This window comes from Staphylococcus sp. MI 10-1553 (assembly GCF_010365305.1).
Classification (GTDB): Bacteria; Bacillota; Bacilli; order Staphylococcales; family Staphylococcaceae; genus Staphylococcus.
The window spans coordinates 688,989-711,269 of the sequence record NZ_CP048279.1 but is presented as its reverse complement, the minus strand read 5'-3'; the positions used below and the strand labels follow the sequence as shown (position 1 = coordinate 711,269).

The following is a 22,281-nucleotide window of genomic DNA, read 5'->3' as shown; positions in this document are numbered from 1 at the left end:
TTTCATGAGCGTTTTTGGTAAAGTGTGAACGAAAAAATTTGAGGAGGCACATGCATATGACAGAAACATTTAAAGCTTTTCGCGTGAATCATGATGAAGACGCATTCTCTGCAGATTTCACAGAGCTTACGTTAGATGATTTGTCTGAAGGCGATGTCACAATTCGTGTACATTATTCAAGTATTAACTATAAAGATGTTTTAGCGACAAAATCGAACAATAAAATCATTCGTAATTATCCGATTGTACCAGGCATTGATTTAGCTGGTGTCGTAATGGCTTCAGACCATCCGTCGTTTAAAGAAGGCGACAAAGTCATTGCAACGGGTTATGACCTCGGTGTGAATCATGACGGCGGTTTTAGTGAAGTCGCACGTGTGAAAGGTGATTGGTTGGTTCATCTGCCTGAAGACTTAACTTTAGAAGAAGCGATGATTATTGGTACTGCAGGTTTTACAGCAGCGATTTCTATTCAATTATTAGAAGACAATAAAATGACAAGTACAAATGGTCCTGTACTCGTACGTGGCGCTACAGGTGGTGTCGGTGTGATGTCGGTCATGATGTTAAACGCAATTGGCTATAAAGTCATTGCAAGTTCTGGTCAGACCGAACATCACGAGCAATTAAAAGCGTTAGGTGCACGTACGGTTATCCCTAGAATTGATGAAGTGACTGACAAAGCACTCGCTTCAACGGAATGGCAGGCGGCTATCGATCCTGTCGGTGGTGAAACTTTAACTGAAGTGTTAAAACGTATTCAACGTCACGGTGCAGTTGCCGTCAGTGGTCATTTAAGTGGTGCTGAATTCACAAGTACAGTTTACCCATTTATTTTACGTGGCATCCGACTTTTAGGTGCTGATTCAGTTGCTTTTCCAATGCAACGTAGACAGCATTTATGGCGACGTCTTTCTAAAGATTTAAAACCTGAAAAGTTGCATGACATTAAAACCGTTATCCCATTTAGCGAATTAAAAACATATTTAGCAAAAGCAGAAAAACATGACTTTTTAGGCCGTATTGTCGTTGATTTACGACCTGAAGCTTAAAAATTATACAATGGTTGCTTCAGAAATGCGATATCCGTCACACTTTTGAAGCAACATCGCACAAATTAATGGGATTCAAACTTTGTCGTATAGAGGCGCATGATTAATAGTTTAAACAAATATTGCAACGACGAGTTATTATTGATTACAAAACTTTAAACTTGCAAAATTTTATAATTTACTATTGTCTTATGAAAGCGTATACTTGTATACAGAAAAATATTGGAGGTTGCACAATGAAAATAAATAAAAAGATGATTTTCTTCATTGGTGCTTTAGGTGGTTTATTATACGGTTATGACATGGGGGTTATTTCCGGTGCATTACTTTATTTAAAGGATGACATCACACTTAACGCATATACTGAAGGGCTTGTTGTTTCATCCATGTTGGTCGGCGCGATTGTCGGTGCTGGGTTAAGTGGCCCATTATCTGAAAAATTTGGTCGTCGTCGTTTAGTCTTTATGATATCTATCGTCTTTATTATCGGTGCATTAATTTTAGCGCTCGCACCAACGATGGAAATTTTAGTTTTAGGTCGTGCCATTATCGGTTTAGCTGTCGGAGGCTCTACTGCGATTGTTCCAGTTTATCTTTCTGAGCTTGCACCGACAGACGCACGTGGCTCATTAAGTTCACTCAACCAATTAATGATTACAATCGGTATTTTAGCATCATACCTTGTGAACTACGCATTTGCGCCGATTGAAGGATGGCGTTGGATGCTCGGCTTAGCAGTTGTTCCATCTCTTATTTTGATGATCGGTGTCATTTTCATGCCCGAAAGCCCACGTTGGTTACTTGAAAAACGTGGTGAAAAAGCAGCGCGTGACGTGATGAAATTGACTTACCCTGCTTCAGAAATTGATCATGAAATCGAAAACATGAAGAAAATCAATCAAATTGCTGATAACACTTGGACAGTTCTTAAATCTCCTTGGTTGTTGTCTACAATCATTATCGGTAGTATTTTTGCATTACTCCAACAATTGATTGGGATTAATGCCATTATTTACTACGCACCTAAAATTTTCGCAACAGCTGGTTTAGGTGAATCAACAGCCATTTTAAGTACAGTCGGTATCGGGGTTGTGAACGTTCTAGTAACCATTTTCGCCATTTCCATTATCGACAAAATTGACCGAAAAAAATTACTCGTGATTGGTAACATCGGCATGGTGGCTTCGTTGCTTATCATGAGTGGCTTAATTTGGCTTATCGGTGTGAATAGCGCTGTATGGATTATTATGATTTGTTTAACAACATTCATTATTTTCTTCGGTGTGTCATGGGGACCAGTATTATGGGTCATGTTACCTGAATTATTCCCAATGCGTGCGCGTGGTGCAGCAACAGGTATTGCCGCGCTCGTATTATCCATTGGTAGTTTATTGGTAGCACAATTCTTCCCTGTGCTCACTGACGTGCTCCAAGTTCATCAAGTATTCTTAATCTTCGCAGTCATTGGTATCATTGCAATGATTTTCGTTATGAAATTCTTGCCTGAAACACGTGGTCGCAGCCTTGAACAAATCGAACAAGACTTGCGTGCACGTACGAATGCGAAAAATGTCGAATAATCTATAGTGGTGCAGTCAATAAGTATGAACCGTCATGCTTATTGGCTGATTTTTATTATTTTGACACCTATCGACTTCCATTCCACACTGTTATGTGTATATTTCAAAATATATTTTAGAAATTGACGGTACTTCAATTGATAATTATTCTCATTTATATGATAATAGAAAGCATCAGATTAACTCGAGGGAGCGTAAAAAAATGAAAGATGTAACAATTATCGGTGGTGGCCCGGCAGGTTTATATGCGAGTTTTTATGCAGGGCTTAGAGGAATGGACGTACGCATTGTAGATGTTCAACGAGAATTAGGTGGCAAAATGCAAATTTATCCCGAAAAAATCATTTGGGATATTGGTGGTGTCGCACCTCAATCCTGTTATGACATCTTAAAAAATATTATAGAACAAGGCCTTCATTTTAACCCTGACGTTTTACTGGAAACGAAAGTCACAAATATTAAAAAACATGGTGAACACCATTTTGAAGTCATTACAGCTGACGGTCAGTCTTTAACGTCACGCGCAATTATTCTTGCGATAGGTGCTGGCATCATCAAACCGTTACCACTCAAAATTGAAGGTGCAGAACGATTTGAACTGACGAACTTACATTATGTCGTTCAACAATATCAAAAATTCAAAGATAAAGACGTCATCATTTCAGGTGCAGGCAATTCTGCATTAGACTGGGCGCGAGATTTATCCGGTTACGCGAAAAGTGTTAAACTCGTTTACCGCAAAAAAGATATTTCTGGTCATGAAGCGATGCAAAATATTTTGGATTCGTTAAATGTCCAAAAGTTTCCGAATAGCAAAATTGTACAGTTGAAGAGTACTGCGGATGACGCGAACAAGATTAACGAAGTCGTCCTTGAAAATAGTGAAACTGGTGAAACAACGATCCATCGTGTAGATGACGTCATCATTAGTCATGGCTTCGAACGTGAACTGACACTTTTGAATGATTCTGATGTTACAATTCAAACTGTGAATGACGATTATGTGTATGGTGAGAAAAATACGTGTACTTCTGTGCCAGGTATTTATGCTTGTGGCGACATTGTACAACATCCCGCAAAAGTGCATTTAATCACGAGTGCTTTCAGTGATGCGGCTCATGCGGCAAACAGTGCTAAACAATACATTGATCCTTCAGCACCAAAAGAAGGCTACGTATCGAGTCACAACGATGTCTTTAAAGAAGCGAATCGTCAATTTTTACCACACTAGAACGAAAGGAACGTTATGCCATGACAATTGAAGTAAAATATGAAATTCCGACCCCAGTCGACTATTGTGAACTGCGTCGTATCGCGGGGCTGAGTGAAAAATCAGAAGTTGCTGCTCGAATTGGATTGCCGAATGCGTGTTTTACAGTTACGCTTTATGACGACAATCAACTAATCGGTATGGGACGTGTCATTGGAGACGGAGCAACTGCATTTCAAATTATCGATATTGCAGTACGTCCGGAATACCAAGGTCAAGGTCACGGCAAAGCGATTATGAAACAGATTATGGATTACATTGAGTCCGTGCGTCAACCCGGTACATATGTCAGTCTTATCGCGGATTATCCTGCCGACCAACTTTATGCGCAATTCGGTTTTATCTCTACAGAACCGCATTCAGGTGGGATGTACCGCCACTATCCCATTGAAAAGTAACGCGCACAAAAAAGCCGTTCAGCACTGTGTCCGATTTCTAGACAGAGAACTGAATGGCTTTTTGTTTTCATCGCTTATTCAACAGGTGTTTCGTCTTTCACTTCATCTTTGGATACAGCACCATCTCGTGGTGACACTAGAATGGCTTGTCTTAATAAGAAAAATAACAGAATAAATCCAGCCGTTATCGTCACATGCCCAATACCGGCAAATCCTGCAAACGACGCTGGAATCGTACCGCCTGAAATCTCCTTAAACCCTTTCATAAACTGCATTAACACTGTCGTCAACACACCAATATTGTAAATAATAAAATACCAGTTAAATAAATAGTAGCTACTGATTTTGAATAATTTTTCTATCGGAATTAACATTAAAAACATAAACATACCGAGCGTCAATAAGTGCGTATGCATGACGCTCATTTGGGTAGAACCCGTAAATTCATAATGTACTGTTAATTCTCTGTAAGCAAATCCACTCAATAACCCCAACACGGTGTAAGTCATAAATGCATATAAAATACGTCTCATTGTTTTCACGCTCCGTTGTTTTAATCCGTTCATTCTCATGCTTGCTGACATTACTTTATACAATACGAGAATTGACGTTTTTCGTCTTTTTCGAACCGTTTGATGCATCATACATACGACGCAATCATCCATTAAATCCAAGTGAATTAAAGACAAAAATTTTGATACCCTCATCTTCTATACTAATGATTATATCGGGAAACATAGACATCGTGTCAATAACAATTATTTGTCAGATTTCGTAAAGTTTTGTCGTTTAAACAATGCGACGATTGCTACAATTAAAGCAGCAATACTGATAACCCATAACCATGGCGATACAGCTGCTGTCGTTTCACCCGCTTCTCCACTATTCGTCGCTGCACCACCCGTTTTAAGTTCTGTCAATGGTGCAGGGTTTTCGCTATCTTCGCCCTCTTGTGTCCACTTAACCACTTTGCCATCTTTATATGTTTGAAGCGCATTCCATTTAAACGTGCCTTCTTTATCCGGATTAGCTACCATAATCGGGAAATTTTGATACTCATTTTCACCGATGCCGTCACCTGTTGCTGTCCAAGTGATTTTCGTAATTTCGCCCGCTTTATTTTTCTCTTGTTGATGTTTAAATCCAGGCACAGGTTGAATGGCTGACACTGTTACACCTTGAGGCACTTCGAGTTCAACTTTTGTCGTATGGCTATCACGCTCAACTGGGACACGAACGTTATATTGCTGAAAAGATCCAGGCTCACTCACTTGTGGTTCAAGTTTGACATGTGCTTCAGCTACAGTCGTTAACGTCGCAAACATCACTATTAAAGCAGCGAGACTCATTAAAAATTTAGGCATTTTCATTCTTTTACTCCCTTTCTATCTATAATGGAATTTGAATTTGACTCATGATTACACCGGCTAAGATTAAAAATAGGCCGACAATGATTTCAATATAAAGTAACGGTTGATGGATACGACGTTTTTGCCGCATCGCCCAAAAAGTTTGTAACGCACCTAAAACCATCATCACAATCGTTAACCCAATTTTTGCGAACCAAAGACTACTATACGTTGATGAAGTCGTTATCATGGTAGACAAAGACGTGACGTCGATAGACATTAAAAAGCCTGTCACAACAATAAGCACGACTGCAGCAATATTCGTTTTGAACAGTACGTCTTTAATAATTAATACATAAGAATGACGTTGTTTCGAAAATAAGTAAGCCATTAAATAGGCCAAACTTCCGAGCCATGTTGCGATACCAATTAAATGAATCGTTCGCAAAATAATGGAATAAATTGGTACAGCCTGTGTCCAAACGTGCCCAGAAATCGCTAAACTAATAAAAATGAATAACGGCATTATTTGATACCAAAACGATTCCATATTCCGCAGCGTGAATAAGCCCAGTACGACGATTAAACTTGTCATTGAAAGAATAAACGGAAATTGTATCCAAACAGAAAAATCAAGTTTTAATATCGACATAATGACTTCTTCTGGTAAAGTCATTAAATATACAATCCCTGCGCCAACAGCTGTCATCATTAACAACACAACGGCACTACGGTGATGAGGAATGATGTGATATGTAGGTGCTTCTTGACGTGACATAAACAAATTCACAATGTAAAGGCCTGTTAATATGAGCAATGCGGATTGTAATATAAAGCGGACGAGGCCGAACCAGAAAAAGGCATCTGTATAAAATGAACCAGACGTATCAATCGCATCTGCCGTCTTCTTACCGACAGAGAAATCATACTGCCCATCGACCTCATGCCCATCGATAGAGATTGTTTCCCATGAGATTTGATATGTCCCTTTCTCAACTTCCGAAGCATCAAAATTCAGCTTTTGTGATTTTCCAGACTCTTGTGGCTTCAATGTATCTACTTTATTCCCTTTATCATCATAAAGCGTGATTTTAGAATAATCGGTATAAACAGGTTCATTGAATTCGAGCTGGATCGTCTCTGGTTGTGACTGAACAATACTATTTTCAGTCGGTGTTTGTTTCTCTAAAGTTGCATGCGCGGATGCTTCTTTCGGATGCATCGTTAAAAACAGCATGAATGTCACCATCAAAAAAATGACATACATGCTTTTTTTCATTCTGTGCATGCACTCACCCCTTTCAAATCGATACTGTATAGACAAAATCAAAAATTTGTCATCCTTTAAAAGTTTATCAAAAGTAAAAATGAACACAATCATTTTGTTTACTTTTCAAATATTTGTCACTTAACATTATTCATTTGACAGAATATTGTAAAAACGACTATTGATTATGATAGTTTTTAATGAAATATTTTTATCAATTCTTATTTTGTTTTCACTTCCATTTAAAAAGGCATAGAGGCTGGGACACTATGAAATGCCCCTCCAAAGTGGACATTGAAAAAATGAAAACTTTGGAGGGAGCATATCAAGCTTTCCCAGCCTCTATCTACTTTATTTTACATTAATAGTTATAAATCAATCGAAAAATGAGGATGAATAGGACATTAAAAATTTTTGTATCCCCTCTCCTACACCTGATTGAGTTGATAACGTGCTATACGTTCACAACTTCTTCTTCAATTGATACATCTTCATTCAAACCAACCATGGCTTCTGAAATATTTCGTGAGTTATAACCGATACGCTCTAATATGGCAATAATATCTACATAGAGCAAGCCACCGTCAGTTGAACATTCACCACGATTCAATCGTTTAATATGACCTTTACGGAGCTGATGTTCAATATTGAATGCTTCACGACTCCGCTCGACCACTTCATCCTTCTTCGTCGTATCATATACATCTAATGTTTCAATCGCTTTCGTAAATGATTCATCAACAAAGCGATACAGTTTATCAATGCCACGCTCAGCATCATCTGTTAACGTAATCTCTCTCGCTTTTTTACGGTTCACTTGATCAATATACGCTTCAATTAGTTCGGACACTTTCAAAACGGAACGATTCACATCAAACATCACAGCCAATCGTTCAACATCTTTCCGAGTAATATTTTTAGTCGAAATACGCACAAGATAATTGCGTATACTGTCACAAATCGTCACGACAGCTTGATGTTTTTGTTGCACATTTTTAATCATTTTTTTATCCATTTGAGATGGATGATGTACATCATTAAGCATAGATTGTACGATATTCCCAACGTTTTGCAGCTCTTTTTGCGTCTCTTGTAACGCAACACCCGGTGCATGATACACTAAATCTTTGTTTAAATGTTGCGGCTTATAATCTTCTGTGACATCTTTACCTGGTACAATTTTCGTTACAATCCAAGCTAATACACCAACAAATGGTAATTGAATGAGTGTGTTCGTCACATTAAATGCGCCGTGTGCAAATGCAATCGTCATCACTGGTTTTAAATGCCATGCGTCTTGAATTGTCGCTATCAGTGGGATGACGACGGGGAGTAATAACGCAAAGATGAGCACACCGATGACATTAAAAATGACATGGACAAATGCCGCTCGTTTTGCAGCGAGTGAGCCCGTCAAACTTGCTAATATTGCTGTAATCGTCGTTCCGATATTATCACCTAACAGTACCGGAATCGCACCTTGTAAATTGATTAAATCTTGACTATAAAATTCTTGTAAAATCCCAATTGTCGCACTCGAACTTTGCACAAGTGCCGTTAAACCTATTCCAGCTAAAATCCCATAAATCGTATGTGAGGACATATCGAGCATCAGCTGTCTAAATCCTTCCAATTCGGCTAATGGTTTCACTGCATTTCCCATAAACTCAAGACCGAAGAATAGTGAACCGAAGCCGAATAAAACTCGCCCGATATTATTGATTTTTGAACGTTTAAAAAAGAAGATAAGAAACGCACCTAATGCTAAAATCGGCATTGCATACTCCCCTAAATCAATACCGATAATAAACGCGGTCACTGTCGTCCCAATGTTGGCACCCATAATGACACCAATCGCTTGTTTCAACGTCATAAATCCAGCGGTGACCAAACCAATTGTTATCACTGTCGTTCCTGAACTACTTTGAATTAATATTGTCACAATCATACCTGCTAATACACCGAGTACTGGGTTAGAGGTATATTTATTTAAAATGTTACGCAAACGATCTCCAGCAGAAGCTTGAAGACCATCCCCCATTACTTTTAAACCATACAGGAAGATACCTAAGCCACCTAAAAACGAAAAGATGACTTCAGTTACCGACATTTCCATTTTTCCACCTCAATATAAAGTTTGTAAAAACATCAAAAAGACATGAAATAGGTTACTTTTCAATATCTTAGCCATACTATCCAAGTATGATTCACTCTGATTATCTCTTATCTTTGTAAATTTAATGTTAATATTTCATGAAGATTCGATTTAAATTCATGGTTTTTCTAAAAAATCACAACAAATTTAGCGTCACATTCCAAATTTTGTGTTATTTATGTCACATCAAACGCTTAACATTCACGATACAAACTTCACATTAGTCTGTGTAGGGCTACGTACGCCGTTAAGTATGCTTCACCTTCTCATAGTCTCATGTGTGTTCTTTAATCACTATCCTTCAAAATTCATCAGCATATCCATGACAGAAATAAAATTCTTTACTATAATGAAAAAGACTTTTCAGAAAAGGAAGTTTACTATGACTCAAAATAATGATTATGAACTATTTCTTTTTTATTACGCTTATCAAACATTTACTAAAACAGCTGATGATCTCATCGCTGAATATGATATGAGTCGTCAACACCATCGCTTTCTCTTTTTTATTAACAAATTGCCAGGCATTACTACTAAAAAATTGCTGGAGAATCTAGAAATTTCAAAACAAGGCTCACACGCGACACTCAAATTATTAAAATCAAAAGGTTTAATTTATGATAAACCGGATTTAACGGATCGTCGTTTGAAGAGACTTTATCCAACGCCAGAAGGTAAAGCGTTAATCAAAAAGTTAAATCGCGCACAAAGTGATTTATTTAATCGAATTAAGTCAGAGTTTGGTGAAGATTGGTATGCCATTATGGAAGGGTTTGCCTCCTATAGACAAGGCTACAAAGACATCAGACATTTAAAACAAGATATAGAAGAAGGTGACGCCACATGATTCGTGCCTATCGTAATGACGCGGACCTCCGTGTAGTAGAAAGTGAAAACTGGGAATATGCACAGTGGCTTAATGTCGTTAAACCGACTCAAGATGAAATACAACGTCTAATTGATGTGTATAGTTTCCCTCAAGATTTCCTTGAAGATGCTTTAGATAGCGAAGAAAGTTCACGTATTGAGTATGATGACGATAGCGACTACTCATTAATTATTAGTGACTTCCCTATTACAAAATCAGGCCAATACAAGCTTAAAAGTTTTACAACATTGCCTTTGGGTATCATTATTGGTAAAGATATTATTGTGACCGTTTGTGCAAAGTCATTTCATTATTTTGATCACTTAATTCAAAAGCCGATTAACTTGAAGTATAAAAGTCAATTCGCCTTGAAAGTCATGTATGATATGGCGGCACAATATAATAGAAGTTTACGCTTACTAAATAAAGAGCGTCGTCAAGTGGAGTATAATTTACAACAACGCGTGACGAACCAACGTTTATTTTTATTAAGTGAAATTGAAAAAAGTCTCGTTTACTTTTTAGGTTCATTAAAAACCAATTCCTCAACGATTCGTCATCTGTTCCGCTTGCCGGCAATTAAACGGTTTGATGATGATGAAGAATTGTTAGAGGACTTGAAAAATGAGCACCAACAAGCTGTAGAAACGACTGAGCTTTATTTACGTATTGTGGAAAGTATGTCGAATTCATATGCGTCATTGCTTTCGAATCAGTTGAATACGACGATGAAGACGTTAACGATTTTTACGGTGTTGTTAACGTTGCCGACTTTGGTGTTTAGCTTTTTTGGGATGAATGTGCCATTGCCGATTGATACAGAAAGTGGCTTGTCTTGGTTGATTATTATTGTGCTTTCTGCGGTGCTTGTGGTTGTATTGTTTGTCTTTTTATGGCGGAATGATAAGCTTTGACGTTTGGTTTTGTGATTATTTTATATTTGAAATCAAAAGGTTTTAGTTTTTAGATTGTGCACCATCCCTCGCGTTTCCTAGGGGACTTGCCTCAACTCACTTTGGCTTCCATTAATTGAAATGTTCACTTAATGGAAGCCAAATTGGATTTCCGACTACGTCTGCCCTCATCTTTCAATGTGAGGCGTAAACGTGTCGCACAATGAGCCATTTCTTCAATATTTTCTTCTCCACCCACTGCTTTTAAAATCGTTGCTGCTTCTTTTTGATAGGTCATAACATCACTCCTTAAGTTGTCTTGCATTCTTAAATATGTTTCAAAAACAATGCAAGGCTTCAAAATGGCCTATTCAATGCTGTTGAAACTTTTTGGGACCGGTACCAAAAAATCATCTTCATTTTATTCGTTTTCAAAAGGATAATCAATACCTATTCAATCATTCTCTGTTACTTCTGTTCAATGATGTATAAATCGAGGATGTCGCTTTGTTGAGGATATGTTATAGTAATGTTACTTCAAAATCTGTTGGATATTGGCGTTACTTTCTCTCCAAAGTGTTTACTTATTCTACTTTTGAATTTTAAACTTTTCGCACCTATTCCATAGTACAACACCGCTTCTGGATGTTTACCACGTTTTTTTACTGGATATATCTTTTTTTAAAGAATGTTGTTTTCTATACTCTTTTTAAACCATTTAATATGTCGTTATCTTTTCACTTTAAGTCTTTCTTTTCACAATATTGTAATTCTTATTGTAGTCTAACAATCAATAATTTTATAATAATGTTGATTTATTAAGTCATTTCAATGCTGTTGAAAAATATTGAATTTGAAAGAGGTCAATTATGCAAGGCATCACTATTGAATTAATGAAACAGTACACATCTAGTGCATATCGTGTATTTAATCGTATAGAATTATTCGTTTCATTTGAAGGCGTCCTGACACTCGAGCTTAACGGTAAAAAGAATCACTTTTATCATCAAATTGCAATCATTAACCATAATGACATTGTTAAAGTTAAAGATGCACAAGCTGTCGCAAAAATCTCTATTCCATTACACTACTTCTCAGAATATCAACCACATTATTTATTAGGATTTTTCAATCAAGAAAAGTTATCATCTCACAATATAATCACCACACAAATAAAAAAAGTGATTACCGAAAATAATGCGGACAAATATTTCGAATGCTTCAAACCGATTATCGAAATATTGGTCAATGAATGTTTTATCGTTACAGGGTCAGTTCATGTTCCACGGATTCAAGTGAAAAGTATCTTATTTAATAACATCATGGATTATGTTCACCAAAGACCCCTTTCCCGATTATCTTTGCCAGAGTTAAGTGAGCACTTTTTTGTTACCGAATCATACATCTCAACATTGTTTAACAGATATTTAAATTATACGTTCAAAAAGTATTTTGTTTCACTGAAGATTGGCTTATCCATTTATCACTTACTGAACACGAATGAATCGATCAATCAGATTGCATTATACTATCAATTTAGTAATTACAATCATTATTCTAAACAATTCAAACGTTTCATTGGTGTCAGTCCAATTGCGTTTCGAAAACAGCATCAAAAGCAAGTCATTCAGGTCGACGTTCAGCCGTTTGATTATCAATATTTTGAAGGTCATTTACTCGATGATCATGAAAAATTTAATACAAATCAGCCGTTTAGCATTTATTTAAATCAATCCCAACAAACGCGATGGCTACCATCTAAACAGTTACTACTTGAAGTGCAACATATGCGTGAGATGATGCAGATTTTCAATTCAACTTCTCATGCGCATACTTATCAAAAAACAGCGCCTATCACACTGTACTTCAACGCAACGTCATGGGCGAATATCACATTTGATAACTTGGATGAGGTCGAATGTTTAAGCCAGTTAGTGCAGCACCATCAATATGGCATCGCGTATCGCATCTCATCTATGCAAAGTTATGAAAAGTTTAAATTGCACTTTTTACAACCATTATTACAAGTGCTACGCCAGTCTGCTGTTGATTTTAATATGTCACAGTTGCGTTTCAATCTCGTATTAGATGATGTGACACTTTTAGCACGTGACATCAAATTCATCGTTCGCGAGATGAATACATTACTGGAAAGTTGCCAATTCACTTTACTCATGCATATGCCGATTCAACAACGTACATTACAACTTGATACGGATTTTGATTATTATATGGTGGATATGGTAATGGTGAACAGCACTTCGCAATCAACATCTTCATCATTGCAACTGGAGCATCCTTTTCATCGACAACTTAAAGACTGGCTAGAAGAATACAACTTGAATCAACGCCCGATTTTATTATCCGGTGTCAATGAATGGTTATTTGCGCAACAAGAAGAGAAAGTACACCCAAGAGAATGGTTGGAAATTTGGTTGAATATGCATCATACTGTCCAAGGTTTAACTTTACCGCTCATCTGTCATCAGCCAGAAATGCACGGTTATTTCGATATACTTGGCCATCAAACCACCCTACAACATCTATTTCATTTAATGCAACCATTCAATCATTCGCATAGTGTGGTGGGGCGTTCCTATATCGTTCATGAATCTCCATTGGGGTATGATATTTTGTTGTTTCATCCGTTTCAAGTCCAAAATGACAAAAAGGATTTAACGTATGAGCTATACGGTACTTTAGAGTTACATCAACATTTAGTGGCAGAATATACGTATCATCCAAAATACAGTAACATCGATGACATCCTGGCAAAAAATACAAAAGGCTATTACTTGCCTCCACAGTTTATCTCATCCATTCATGCAGCGAATCAATTGTTATTTAATGTTCAGCTCCATCATTTTGATGAGTCACGTTATCAAACGACACTGCATTCTGGTCACATCAAATTAATTTGCATTACGAAAAGTCAAGCACAGCAACAATCAGATATGTTGTAATCGTTTGCTGATGAAAGATTGAACATCAGCAAAAATAAGGGTTACGACAAGGTGCACATAGGCCTCGTCTTAACCCTTACTTTCATCTCTTATTCATCTTCAATATATTTATTTTGAGTAGCAATCATACCTGCACAAAATACAGCTACGACCATCATTAAAAATAACACAATAGCGACAGTCCAATTATTCAACATGTCGTGTGCCATACCAAGTACGAAAGGCCCAATCGCTGCTACCCAATAGCCGACTGACTGACCAAAACCTGATAAAGCCATACTGCCGGCTGTTGTTTTTGAACGAATCGAAAACATCGTCATACATAAACTAAAGCAGGCGCCAATTCCCATACCAGTCAAAATCATCGCCACAAGTAATATCCAAGTATTATTGAAAAACAGCAAAATAAATCCTACACTCATCAGCGCTGCTACAATGCTGATTAAACTTCTTTGTGTCGACATTTTTGCAGCAATAATCGGAAATGTAAACGTCATCGGTAATTGCGCAAATTGATTCAACATTAAGAAGTAACCAGACATTTCCGGATCAATGCCTTTACTCACTAAAATTGACGGATACCAAGCAACGATACTATAAAACATCATAGATTGGAACGCCATCGTCAGTGCCACCGCCCATGCAATTTTTGAACGATAAATAGGCTTTCTCAATCCATCATGCTGTTTTGAAGCTAAATCAGACGCTTGTTTAAGCTGAGGTAACCATATCACGAGTGCGATCACTGCAAAAGCGACCCAAAAGACGAGTGAAAAGCGATATGATAACGATGTAACAGTAGACAGTGGATAACTTAATCCCCCGCCTAGCCCCGCTGTAAAGTTCATCGTTGCACTATAAATGCCTGTAATTATGCCTATTTGTGTCGGGAAAGCCCATTTCGCATAAGCCGGCAAAGTCACATTGGCCAGCGCAATCGATACGCCGAGTAACACTGTCCCTATGAAAAATGCTGGAATACCTCCCAAAATTCGAATGAAAAGTGCTACAATTGTTAACATTAAAGTTAAAAATAAAAAACGCGACATCGAAATTTTTGAAAGCATACGCGATACAAAGGGCGATATAATACCAAAAATAATGAGTGGAATGGTCGTAATCAAACCTGCAATTCCGTTGTTAATATGTAAATCTGTTTTAATTTGTTGGATGACCGGTCCCACGGCTGTTAATGGCGCGCGTAATGTAGCCGCAATTAAAATAACACCGAAGACGAGTAGCCATTGCTCTTGAATTTTTTGATGTCCATTGAACTCAGACATTGTTGTTCCTCCACCTCTTGCTTCATGGAAGCGATAATTTCTAATATAGACACTATACCACAACTCTCCATTCACGACTTGTGAAAAAATTGAAAATTCTCTGCGTATCTTTGTGCAGGTTTTCATCATCACATCGATCAACTTTTTATATACCTATTTAACGTGCGCATCACATTAGAACACAAAATCTATAGCATTCACATCACATGTACATTAAATATTTTACTTTCCGAAAGTATTTTCATTCGATACAATAAGAAGTGACTTATTATGAAGTCATGTCGCAATTAAATTTTTAAAGGAGACACAACAATGAAAGAAAAACAAACGATAGGTATCGTGTTGATCGTAGCTATGTTAGTCGTTACAGTAGGAGTTGTTGTAGCGATGATGCTTGCAGGACAAAAGGAAACTTACTACGGTTATATGAAAGATGACACGACTGCTGAAAAAGTGGTGAGTGAGTCTGATAAAACTGTGGAAGAAAATGTGAAGATTCCGACTGATGATGATTTCAGACCTGAAAAGGGTGATTTTGTGAAGCTTGTTGCGAAAAAAGATGAGCCGCATGTATATATTAAGAAAAAGATAGTATCACATGATGATGTGCCGCATGGGTTGATGATGAAAATTCACGACATGCATTAGTAGTTTTAAATGAAAAAGCTTATGTATCGTTTTTACATGGGTCATACATCATTTTTAAAGATAAACTTACAGATTGCGTCACCATCCCTCGCGTCCTTAGGGGACTTGCCTCAACTCAATTTGGCTTGATTAAAAGTGTTCACTTGAAGGAAGCCAAATTGGATTTTCGGGAGCAGTACAGAAATCTCATATGAAATAAAGATTTCGTAGTACTGCCCCCGCAAGGCTGACTAGACTTCTCAAAAGCGGATGCATTGAGAAGTCAGACAGCTACTGCGTTAAGCAGCAATCAATATTAAAATTAAAAGGTATTTGCTATTCGCATGCACTTAATCCCTCAAGCGTCTCGGGTGGTTGTGCAATCTGTTTTTTTATTCTACTCAAAATGTAATTCAACATTATTGAAACGATATAAGCCTTCTCTATTAAATGTTAATGCGTTCTATTTTCTTCAAAGCTGCGCGGCAATCCTCATGAGACAAAGTGAATTTATACTGCTATATCTTTTTCCTCAAAGCAATCTTCACTTTCTACAATGAGTTTTCTGAATTTCCTTCTTTTCAAGTTACAAACGCATTCATATTTTTCTCAATCAGTACGATGTTTTTATTTGTTTTGGACTACGGAGATGACGACGACCATTAATATGACGCAAGCGACGCCGATGAGTTGCCACAATCCGAATGTGGTATGTAACCAAACAACAGATGTTAAGAGTGCTGTTAATGGTTCGAGTGTGCCTAATAGCCCTGATTCATGTGGATGTAAATATCGCAAGCTATCGATGTAAAACCAAAATGCGAGCATCGTTCCAAAAATGATGGCAAATCCAAAATAGAGATAAGTCGCTAACGTCCAAGTTGTAAAGTCCATTTGCCACGGTGGATGTACGGAGCTTAATGCACACCCTCCGATGAACATTGCCCAACCGACTACAGTCAGTGAACTCCATCGTGCTAATAATTTCACTGGATAAATGGTATAAAAAGCGAGTGCGATGGCTGACAGTAATCCCCATACAATCGTTAATTTCGGAACTTGTAGATTTTGAATATCACCGTTAGTCAATAATAAAAATGTACCGGTTAATGCGAGTAATACCGCAACTATTTCTTTCACACCTATTTTTGTGACTTTCTTGAAAACGAGATAAAAAATAATGAAAATGAGACCTAGGTATTGTAATAATGTCGCGACTGCCGCATTACCATAACTGATAGTGACCATAAAGGTATATTGTACGGTAAGCATGCCGAATAAGCCGTAAATTAAAATTTGCGCCGTGGATCGTTTATCGCGCCAAATGTGAAAGACTTTCGAACCTTCTGAAATAAAAGCAATGCCGATTAATAACAGCCCTGAGAGCATGAGTCGAACGGCTACAAACCATGTCACGTCGACATTTGCATGTTGGAAAAGCCATTGTGAGACTGTTCCACCTACACCCCAAAATGAAGCGCCTATGATGACTAATAAATAACCTAACCACCTTTTTTGATGTTGTTGTGTCATGGAAAGCCTCCTCTGCTGTCTTTATAGTTTTGTCTAATCTATCATGACTCACACGCGAAGACAATATCTTTTTGCTTCCTTCAATTCACTTTTACCCCGTTCCACATAAAAAGCAGAACGCCACTGCTCAGTTGAACAAGTGGAATTCTGCTTGAATCGTAATTTTAAATATTTTACCAAATGATTTCGTCGATTACTTCATCATTTAAGGCACGAATGATTTCATTTACTAACTTAACGACTGCTTGATAATCTTTGCGACTCAGGATTGATACATTTGAATGCATGTAGCGTAATGGCAGTGACAATGCGATAGAAGGAATACCGTCTAACGCTGTATGGAAACTACCGGCATCTGTACCGCCACCTGGAATGGAATCCCATTGTAAGTCGATACCATTGGCTTTGGCTACCTTTTTCACGTGACGAATTAAACCGACATGGCCAATGTTTGTGGCATCTAAATTTAACACGATTGGCCCATTTCCTACTTTCGTGTCTCCATTACTTTCTAATCCTGGTGTATCATACGCGACACCGACGTCTACCGCAATTGCTAAATCGGGTTTCACTTTATGCGCCGCAACTTTAGAACCACGTAAGCCAACCTCTTCTTGTACATTCGCACCTGCGACTAAATTCACATCGATGTCCTCACCTTTAAGCTCGTCCATCACGTCGACTGCAACTGCGCAACCAAAGCGATTGTCAAATGCTTTCGCGGTCATGTAATCTTCATTTAATAACGTCTCAAATTCAGAATATGGCGTAATCATATTCCCAATTTCAATGCCTGCCGCTTCGACTTCAGCTTTATCTTTTGCGCCGACATCAATAAACATATTTTTCATCTCAACTGGGCGTTTACGTTCTTTAGGCGTTAGGACATGGGGTGGTTTCGAACCGATAATACCGCGAATTTGACGGCCTTCATCTGTCGTAATCGTTACCTTTTGTGATAACATCACTTGATTCCACCAACTTCCGACTTGTGTAAAACGAATAAAGCCGTTGTCATCTATTTTCGTAATCATAAAGCCAATCTCATCCAAATGACCAGCAATCATAATGGTACGTTGACCTGTTTTGGAATGCTTCTTACCGAATACGCCACCTAAATTGTCATAAATCATTTCATCGCTATTCGGTTCTAAAAGGTCGTTCATTACCTTTTTAACGTTGTATTCATGTCCAGCAATCCCGTTAAGGTTTGTTAATTGTTGGAGTAATGCTTTTGTATCTTTCATTATTCATTGTCCCCCTTCATTGGATGCGTCCTACTTATCATACCAAAAATTCTGAAAAATGTGTTTGCTGATGAATTGATTGGTCATTGCATCTTGTCTTCCACAAAGTTTATACTAATATTATCTATATTTTAGTCAATCCAATAACATACTTTGATACAACTTAAAGGGGGTTTTTAAATGGTCAATAAAGTAGCACTCATCGGTTTAGGACGCGTAGGTAGCCAGATTTTAACTGATATTCAGTATGCAGGCCTGTTTCAAGAAATCGTTTTAATAGATACAGATCTTGACCGTGTGGAAGGTGAAGCACTCGATCATATGCATTTTCAAGGATTAAGCGGGACACATCATACACGCATTAAAGTGGGTACATACGATATGTTAGCAGATGTTGATTTAATTATTATTTCTGCTAGCATTCCTTCCAACGCAGATATGGCGGATCGTACGAAACTGACAGCACACAATACTAAAATCATTCAAGAGATAATGTCGCAGATTACTACCGTGACGACATCTCCGCATATTATGATGATTTCAAACCCAGTGGATACGATGACTTATATTGCTGAAACACAATTCAACTATCCACATCACAAAATCATGGGGACAGGTACGATGTTAGAGTCGACACGTTTTCGTACTTTAATTGCCGATCATTATCACGTTGATCCAAAAAGTGTCGAGGCGTTTGTGATTGGCGAGCACGGTAAGACGACTGTTCCTGTATGGAGTCGTGTCCGTATTGCCGGTATGCCATTAGAAGAGTATGAACAACTGAGCGTCGTGACACCGATTTCTAAACAAGGTATTCGTGATCAAATCGATAAAGTTTCTTTTGATGTGATGCGTAAAAAAGGTTGGACGAATTCAGCCATTTCACGCGTTGCTGTCGATTTAGCAGAAGCTATTTTTTATGATGAAAATCGCATTTTACCGATTTCAACTGTTCATCAAAATGTATATGATTATACGAATGTGGCCTTCAGCTTGCCGACACGTGTGAATCTTGAAGGCCATCACGAAGTCTTTCCTATTCAGTTAGATAAGGAAGAAAAATCAGCACTCGATCATTCTGTGGCTTATATTCAACAAGCGATCGCAACAGCCGAATCTGTGAAGTAGCGTGAGAATAGGACTTAATATAAGGTAAAGCACCGTATTTTTGCCTTTGCATAAAAAAGGCTCGGAACATTAAATCGTCCGAGCCTCTGAATCTCACCTTTAAATGAAAGTGAAGATTGAAATAAGCTATAAAGATGTAATTTAACTTCTTTATGACATGTGAATTCAAAACATTGATTACGATTGCTAGGACTCCCCGAGACTCCCGAGGCCGATAATTAAAAGCAAAATCATGACCTTTAACTTTTATAGTGGCTACTGTTTAACGCAGTAGCTGTCTGACTTCTCAATTTTTTACTTTTGAGAAGTCTAGTCAGCCTCGCGAGGGCAGTACGACGAAATCTTTGTTGCACATCAGATTTCTGTACTGCTCCCAGAATCCAATTCGGCTTCTATCAGGTGTATGCTTCAATCAAGCCGAATTGAGTTGAGGCAAGTCACACCCCTTGGGAACGCGAGGGCATGTCCGCAATCGTAAAATCTCCAAGTTGTATGTTTAACACAATTCAGCAATTAAGAAGAACAGCTATTTCAACTTATAATCTTCATCAAAGAAACTATATTTCGCCTTTTTATCATGCTTTTTCGTTTCTGTATTAAAGCCTTGTAAGAAAAATCCGCGTTTCATATGGATCGGTTGTGCGATGTATGTATTTTTTTCATCGCCTTTGATTGTTAACTCTTTATAAAAAATCCCTTTTCTCGGATCGTACTCATCTTTTTCCTTAATGACTTTATCTTTCAATTGGTTTTCAGTTAAATATTGATCAATCATCTTTAAATTTTGGCTTTTCTGGTACCCTTTAAACGCAAAAAATGCACCGGCAACAATGATAAATAAAATGATGAGTGACAAAATAATACCGATTATTTTTTTTAACATGTCATATGCCCCCATTTTTATACAATCTTATTTTACTATATTATCACAAATCAGTTTGGGACATCTAAGAGAACTTTCGTCGTCACATAAACGTCATAATCTCATACTGTTGAATTGGCAAATTTTATGAAAACCTTTACAATGAGAGGTATGCTGGAGACGGTACACAAAGGAGAGATCATATGAAACCACAATGGCAAACAGCAGCAGGAAGAGCATTACTTTTAAAACAACTCGTAGCACATCAAAGTGTGACACATTCAGAATGTGAACAATCGTTTCCTTATTTAGTGAAAGACAAATTGATGTCTCTCGATTATTTCAAAACACACCCTAAACAGATCTATCTCGTGCCGACTGACGATGGTCGACATGCGGTAGTCGCTTTATATCAAGGAGCAACATCTCACAAAGCCGTCACATGTATCAGTCATTTTGATACAGTGGGCATTGAAGATTTTGGTTTATACCAATCTGAAGCTTTTGATATGGATAACCTCACAGCAACTTTTCAAGCGCATGTTGAGGATTTTGATAAAGAAGTCCAAGCAGATATTCAGTCCGGTCAATATTTATTTGGCCGTGGCAGCATGGACATGAAACCAGGTTTAATGTTACATATGTCTTTGATTGAAAAAGCCATATTAGAAGCATGGGATATGAATTTAATTTTGATGACAGTGCCAGACGAAGAAGTCACTTCAAAAGGAATGCATGCCGCAGTGGCGTACTTAGATGAACTTTGTCAGCAACATCAGCTCGACATCGCCTTACATTTAAATAGTGAGCCGACGTTTCAACAACAAGGCAATGACATCCATTATTTTTATAGCGGCTCGATTGGCAAAATTATGCCGGGAATTTTTGTTAATGGTCGTGAAACACATGTCGGTACGCCTGCACTCGGTTTAAGTTCGAATTTTGTGATGAGTTATATGCTTCAAGAAATTGAATATAACGCTCGTTTTAAAGAAACATTTGAAGGTGAGGTCACTCCTTTTCCTGTCACATTAAAAATGAATGATATTAAGCACCATTACGATGTCCAAACGCCATTTCGTACAGTCGCTTTATTTAATCTTTTTTTATTCAAACAGAACGCAAATGATGTTTTCCAACAATTTAATGATGCGGTCAAAGAAGGTATGAATAAAGCTTGGGCGGCTTACCAACAGCGAATGAAAGATGAAGACGTCGCACCACTTCCACAGTTGCAGTTGATGACTTATCAAGAGTTGTATCAATATGCATGTCAACATCATGGCAGCAGTACGGTTCAAGAACTTGTTGACCGAGCCATTCAAAACGAACAAGAGCCGCACGAACAGTCTATTTTGATTATCGATGCGCTCATTCGCCTTTGTAAATCACTTGGACCTGCCGTGATTACATTCTATGCGCCACCTTATTATCCTGCGACGAATGCATCGTTTCACCCTTTAGTTGAAGCAATCAAACAAACGATTACAGACACCGCAAAACAACAATTCAATCGTTTGTCGGAGCGCATTCACTATTTTAATGGCATTAGTGATTTAAGTTACGTTACTCCGTCTCCAAATGGTTCAGGATTTGACGCATTTCGCGATCACACACCTGTATTTGGCCAGACGTATCATATTCCATTTGAAGCGATTGAACGAATTCAAGCACCATTTCTGAACTGTGGTCCTATCGGCAAAGATGCCCATAAAGTGACCGAGCGCGTGCATCAACAAAGTGCCTTTGAAGAATTACCTGTTATTTTGGAAGCCGTAATCAAAACACATTTCTTATGATAATTTA

General features: G+C 37.8%; 18 protein-coding genes and 1 pseudogene. 10 read left to right on the top strand and 9 right to left on the bottom strand.

Features of this window, described 5'->3' with window-relative positions; all coding sequences use genetic code 11:
* Positions 1-56 precede the first annotated feature (56 nt).
* The 4 genes from GZH82_RS03055 (at position 57) to GZH82_RS03040 (ending at position 4,300) form a co-directional block, all read left to right on the top strand.
* On the top strand, positions 57-1,052 hold the full coding sequence (locus tag GZH82_RS03055; RefSeq protein ID WP_162681261.1) for an oxidoreductase: 996 nt from the start codon (positions 57-59) through the stop codon (positions 1,050-1,052).
* A gap of 236 nt (positions 1,053-1,288) precedes the next feature.
* Entirely contained in the window at positions 1,289-2,632 is a 1,344-nt protein-coding gene (glcP, locus tag GZH82_RS03050; RefSeq protein ID WP_162681260.1) for a glucose transporter GlcP, read from the top strand.
* 202 nt (positions 2,633-2,834) lie between these two features.
* Positions 2,835-3,863 (top strand): NAD(P)/FAD-dependent oxidoreductase, encoded by a 1,029-nt coding sequence (locus GZH82_RS03045; RefSeq protein WP_162681259.1) that lies wholly within the window; start codon positions 2,835-2,837, stop codon positions 3,861-3,863.
* Between the two features lie 20 nt (positions 3,864-3,883).
* A complete protein-coding gene (locus GZH82_RS03040; RefSeq protein ID WP_162681258.1) occupies positions 3,884-4,300 on the top strand; it encodes a GNAT family N-acetyltransferase in 417 nt (138 codons plus the stop codon).
* 74 nt (positions 4,301-4,374) lie between these two features.
* Here GZH82_RS03040 and GZH82_RS03035 read toward each other — a convergent pair whose 3' ends face one another.
* From GZH82_RS03035 to GZH82_RS03020, 4 genes are all read right to left on the bottom strand, one after another.
* Positions 4,375-4,833 (bottom strand): DUF2871 domain-containing protein, encoded by a 459-nt coding sequence (locus GZH82_RS03035; RefSeq protein ID WP_162682985.1) that lies wholly within the window; start codon positions 4,831-4,833, stop codon positions 4,375-4,377.
* Between the two features lie 225 nt (positions 4,834-5,058).
* Positions 5,059-5,670, bottom strand: a complete 612-nt coding sequence (locus GZH82_RS03030) for a YcnI family copper-binding membrane protein (RefSeq protein ID WP_162681257.1) — start codon at positions 5,668-5,670, stop codon at positions 5,059-5,061.
* A 19-nt stretch (positions 5,671-5,689) separates the two neighbouring features.
* Positions 5,690-6,916, bottom strand: coding sequence for a copper resistance CopC/CopD family protein (locus GZH82_RS03025; RefSeq protein WP_238989627.1), 1,227 nt, complete (start codon positions 6,914-6,916; stop codon positions 5,690-5,692).
* Between the two features lie 454 nt (positions 6,917-7,370).
* Positions 7,371-9,026, bottom strand: a complete 1,656-nt coding sequence (locus GZH82_RS03020) for a Na/Pi cotransporter family protein (RefSeq protein WP_162681255.1) — start codon at positions 9,024-9,026, stop codon at positions 7,371-7,373.
* Between the two features lie 427 nt (positions 9,027-9,453).
* On the opposite strand from GZH82_RS03020, the gene GZH82_RS03015 reads away from it, so the two are divergent.
* Complete coding sequence (locus tag GZH82_RS03015) at positions 9,454-9,918, top strand: MarR family winged helix-turn-helix transcriptional regulator (RefSeq protein WP_162681254.1); 465 nt, start codon at positions 9,454-9,456, stop codon at positions 9,916-9,918.
* On the top strand, positions 9,915-10,853 hold the full coding sequence (locus GZH82_RS03010; RefSeq protein WP_162681253.1) for a magnesium transporter CorA family protein: 939 nt from the start codon (positions 9,915-9,917) through the stop codon (positions 10,851-10,853). The genes GZH82_RS03015 and GZH82_RS03010 overlap by 4 nt, the downstream gene beginning before the upstream one ends.
* A 160-nt stretch (positions 10,854-11,013) precedes the next feature.
* Here GZH82_RS03010 and GZH82_RS03005 read toward each other — a convergent pair.
* Positions 11,014-11,130: pseudogene (locus GZH82_RS03005) on the bottom strand (PTS sugar transporter subunit IIB); the annotation flags it as partial.
* A gap of 571 nt (positions 11,131-11,701) precedes the next feature.
* Between GZH82_RS03005 and GZH82_RS03000 the strand changes: the two are divergent.
* A complete protein-coding gene (locus GZH82_RS03000; RefSeq protein WP_162681252.1) occupies positions 11,702-13,795 on the top strand; it encodes a helix-turn-helix domain-containing protein in 2,094 nt (697 codons plus the stop codon).
* Positions 13,796-13,884: 89 nt separating this feature from the next.
* Here the strand turns inward: GZH82_RS03000 and GZH82_RS02995 are convergent, their stop codons facing one another.
* Complete coding sequence (locus tag GZH82_RS02995; RefSeq protein WP_162681251.1) at positions 13,885-15,078, bottom strand: CynX/NimT family MFS transporter; 1,194 nt, start codon at positions 15,076-15,078, stop codon at positions 13,885-13,887.
* Positions 15,079-15,390: 312 nt separating this feature from the next.
* On the opposite strand from GZH82_RS02995, the gene GZH82_RS02990 reads away from it, so the two are divergent.
* The gene (locus tag GZH82_RS02990; RefSeq protein ID WP_162681250.1) at positions 15,391-15,726 is read left to right on the top strand and encodes a DUF4889 domain-containing protein; all 336 of its coding nucleotides are present in this window, start codon (positions 15,391-15,393) and stop codon (positions 15,724-15,726) included.
* A gap of 606 nt (positions 15,727-16,332) precedes the next feature.
* Here the strand turns inward: GZH82_RS02990 and GZH82_RS02985 are convergent.
* Both GZH82_RS02985 and GZH82_RS02980 read right to left on the bottom strand, forming a co-directional pair.
* Complete coding sequence (locus tag GZH82_RS02985; RefSeq protein ID WP_162681249.1) at positions 16,333-17,238, bottom strand: EamA family transporter; 906 nt, start codon at positions 17,236-17,238, stop codon at positions 16,333-16,335.
* 173 nt (positions 17,239-17,411) lie between these two features.
* The gene (locus GZH82_RS02980; protein ID WP_162681248.1) at positions 17,412-18,485 is read right to left on the bottom strand and encodes a M42 family metallopeptidase; all 1,074 of its coding nucleotides are present in this window, start codon (positions 18,483-18,485) and stop codon (positions 17,412-17,414) included.
* 180 nt (positions 18,486-18,665) lie between these two features.
* Between GZH82_RS02980 and GZH82_RS02975 the strand changes: the two genes are divergently transcribed.
* Positions 18,666-19,613, top strand: coding sequence for a lactate/malate family dehydrogenase (locus tag GZH82_RS02975; RefSeq protein ID WP_162681247.1), 948 nt, complete (start codon positions 18,666-18,668; stop codon positions 19,611-19,613).
* A 526-nt stretch (positions 19,614-20,139) separates the two neighbouring features.
* On the opposite strand, the gene GZH82_RS02970 is transcribed toward GZH82_RS02975, so the two are convergent.
* A complete protein-coding gene (locus GZH82_RS02970; RefSeq protein ID WP_162681246.1) occupies positions 20,140-20,496 on the bottom strand; it encodes a DUF3139 domain-containing protein in 357 nt (118 codons plus the stop codon).
* 182 nt (positions 20,497-20,678) lie between these two features.
* On the opposite strand from GZH82_RS02970, the gene GZH82_RS02965 reads away from it, so the two are divergent.
* Positions 20,679-22,274 carry a M20 family metallopeptidase gene (locus tag GZH82_RS02965; RefSeq protein WP_162681245.1) on the top strand — a complete coding sequence of 532 codons (1,596 nt, stop codon included), beginning with the start codon at positions 20,679-20,681 and terminating at the stop codon, positions 22,272-22,274.
* The last annotated feature ends 7 nt before the right edge of the window (positions 22,275-22,281 follow it).

Coding starts and splice junctions, on each gene's coding strand:
- GZH82_RS02985 (WP_162681249.1), bottom strand. CDS start 17,238: ATGACACAACAACATCAAAAAAGGTGGTTAGGTTATTTATTAGTCATC.
- GZH82_RS03040 (WP_162681258.1), top strand. CDS start 3,884: ATGACAATTGAAGTAAAATATGAAATTCCGACCCCAGTCGACTATTGT.
- GZH82_RS03015 (WP_162681254.1), top strand. CDS start 9,454: ATGACTCAAAATAATGATTATGAACTATTTCTTTTTTATTACGCTTAT.
- GZH82_RS03045 (WP_162681259.1), top strand. CDS start 2,835: ATGAAAGATGTAACAATTATCGGTGGTGGCCCGGCAGGTTTATATGCG.
- GZH82_RS02965 (WP_162681245.1), top strand. CDS start 20,679: ATGAAACCACAATGGCAAACAGCAGCAGGAAGAGCATTACTTTTAAAA.
- GZH82_RS03020 (WP_162681255.1), bottom strand. CDS start 9,026: ATGTCGGTAACTGAAGTCATCTTTTCGTTTTTAGGTGGCTTAGGTATC.
- GZH82_RS02995 (WP_162681251.1), bottom strand. CDS start 15,078: ATGTCTGAGTTCAATGGACATCAAAAAATTCAAGAGCAATGGCTACTC.
- GZH82_RS02975 (WP_162681247.1), top strand. CDS start 18,666: ATGGTCAATAAAGTAGCACTCATCGGTTTAGGACGCGTAGGTAGCCAG.
- GZH82_RS03000 (WP_162681252.1), top strand. CDS start 11,702: ATGCAAGGCATCACTATTGAATTAATGAAACAGTACACATCTAGTGCA.
- GZH82_RS03010 (WP_162681253.1), top strand. CDS start 9,915: ATGATTCGTGCCTATCGTAATGACGCGGACCTCCGTGTAGTAGAAAGT.
- GZH82_RS03030 (WP_162681257.1), bottom strand. CDS start 5,670: ATGAAAATGCCTAAATTTTTAATGAGTCTCGCTGCTTTAATAGTGATG.
- GZH82_RS03035 (WP_162682985.1), bottom strand. CDS start 4,833: ATGAGACGTATTTTATATGCATTTATGACTTACACCGTGTTGGGGTTA.
- GZH82_RS02970 (WP_162681246.1), bottom strand. CDS start 20,496: ATGTTAAAAAAAATAATCGGTATTATTTTGTCACTCATCATTTTATTT.
- GZH82_RS02990 (WP_162681250.1), top strand. CDS start 15,391: ATGAAAGAAAAACAAACGATAGGTATCGTGTTGATCGTAGCTATGTTA.
- GZH82_RS03025 (WP_238989627.1), bottom strand. CDS start 6,916: ATGTATGTCATTTTTTTGATGGTGACATTCATGCTGTTTTTAACGATG.
- GZH82_RS02980 (WP_162681248.1), bottom strand. CDS start 18,485: ATGAAAGATACAAAAGCATTACTCCAACAATTAACAAACCTTAACGGG.
- GZH82_RS03055 (WP_162681261.1), top strand. CDS start 57: ATGACAGAAACATTTAAAGCTTTTCGCGTGAATCATGATGAAGACGCA.
- glcP (WP_162681260.1), top strand. CDS start 1,289: ATGAAAATAAATAAAAAGATGATTTTCTTCATTGGTGCTTTAGGTGGT.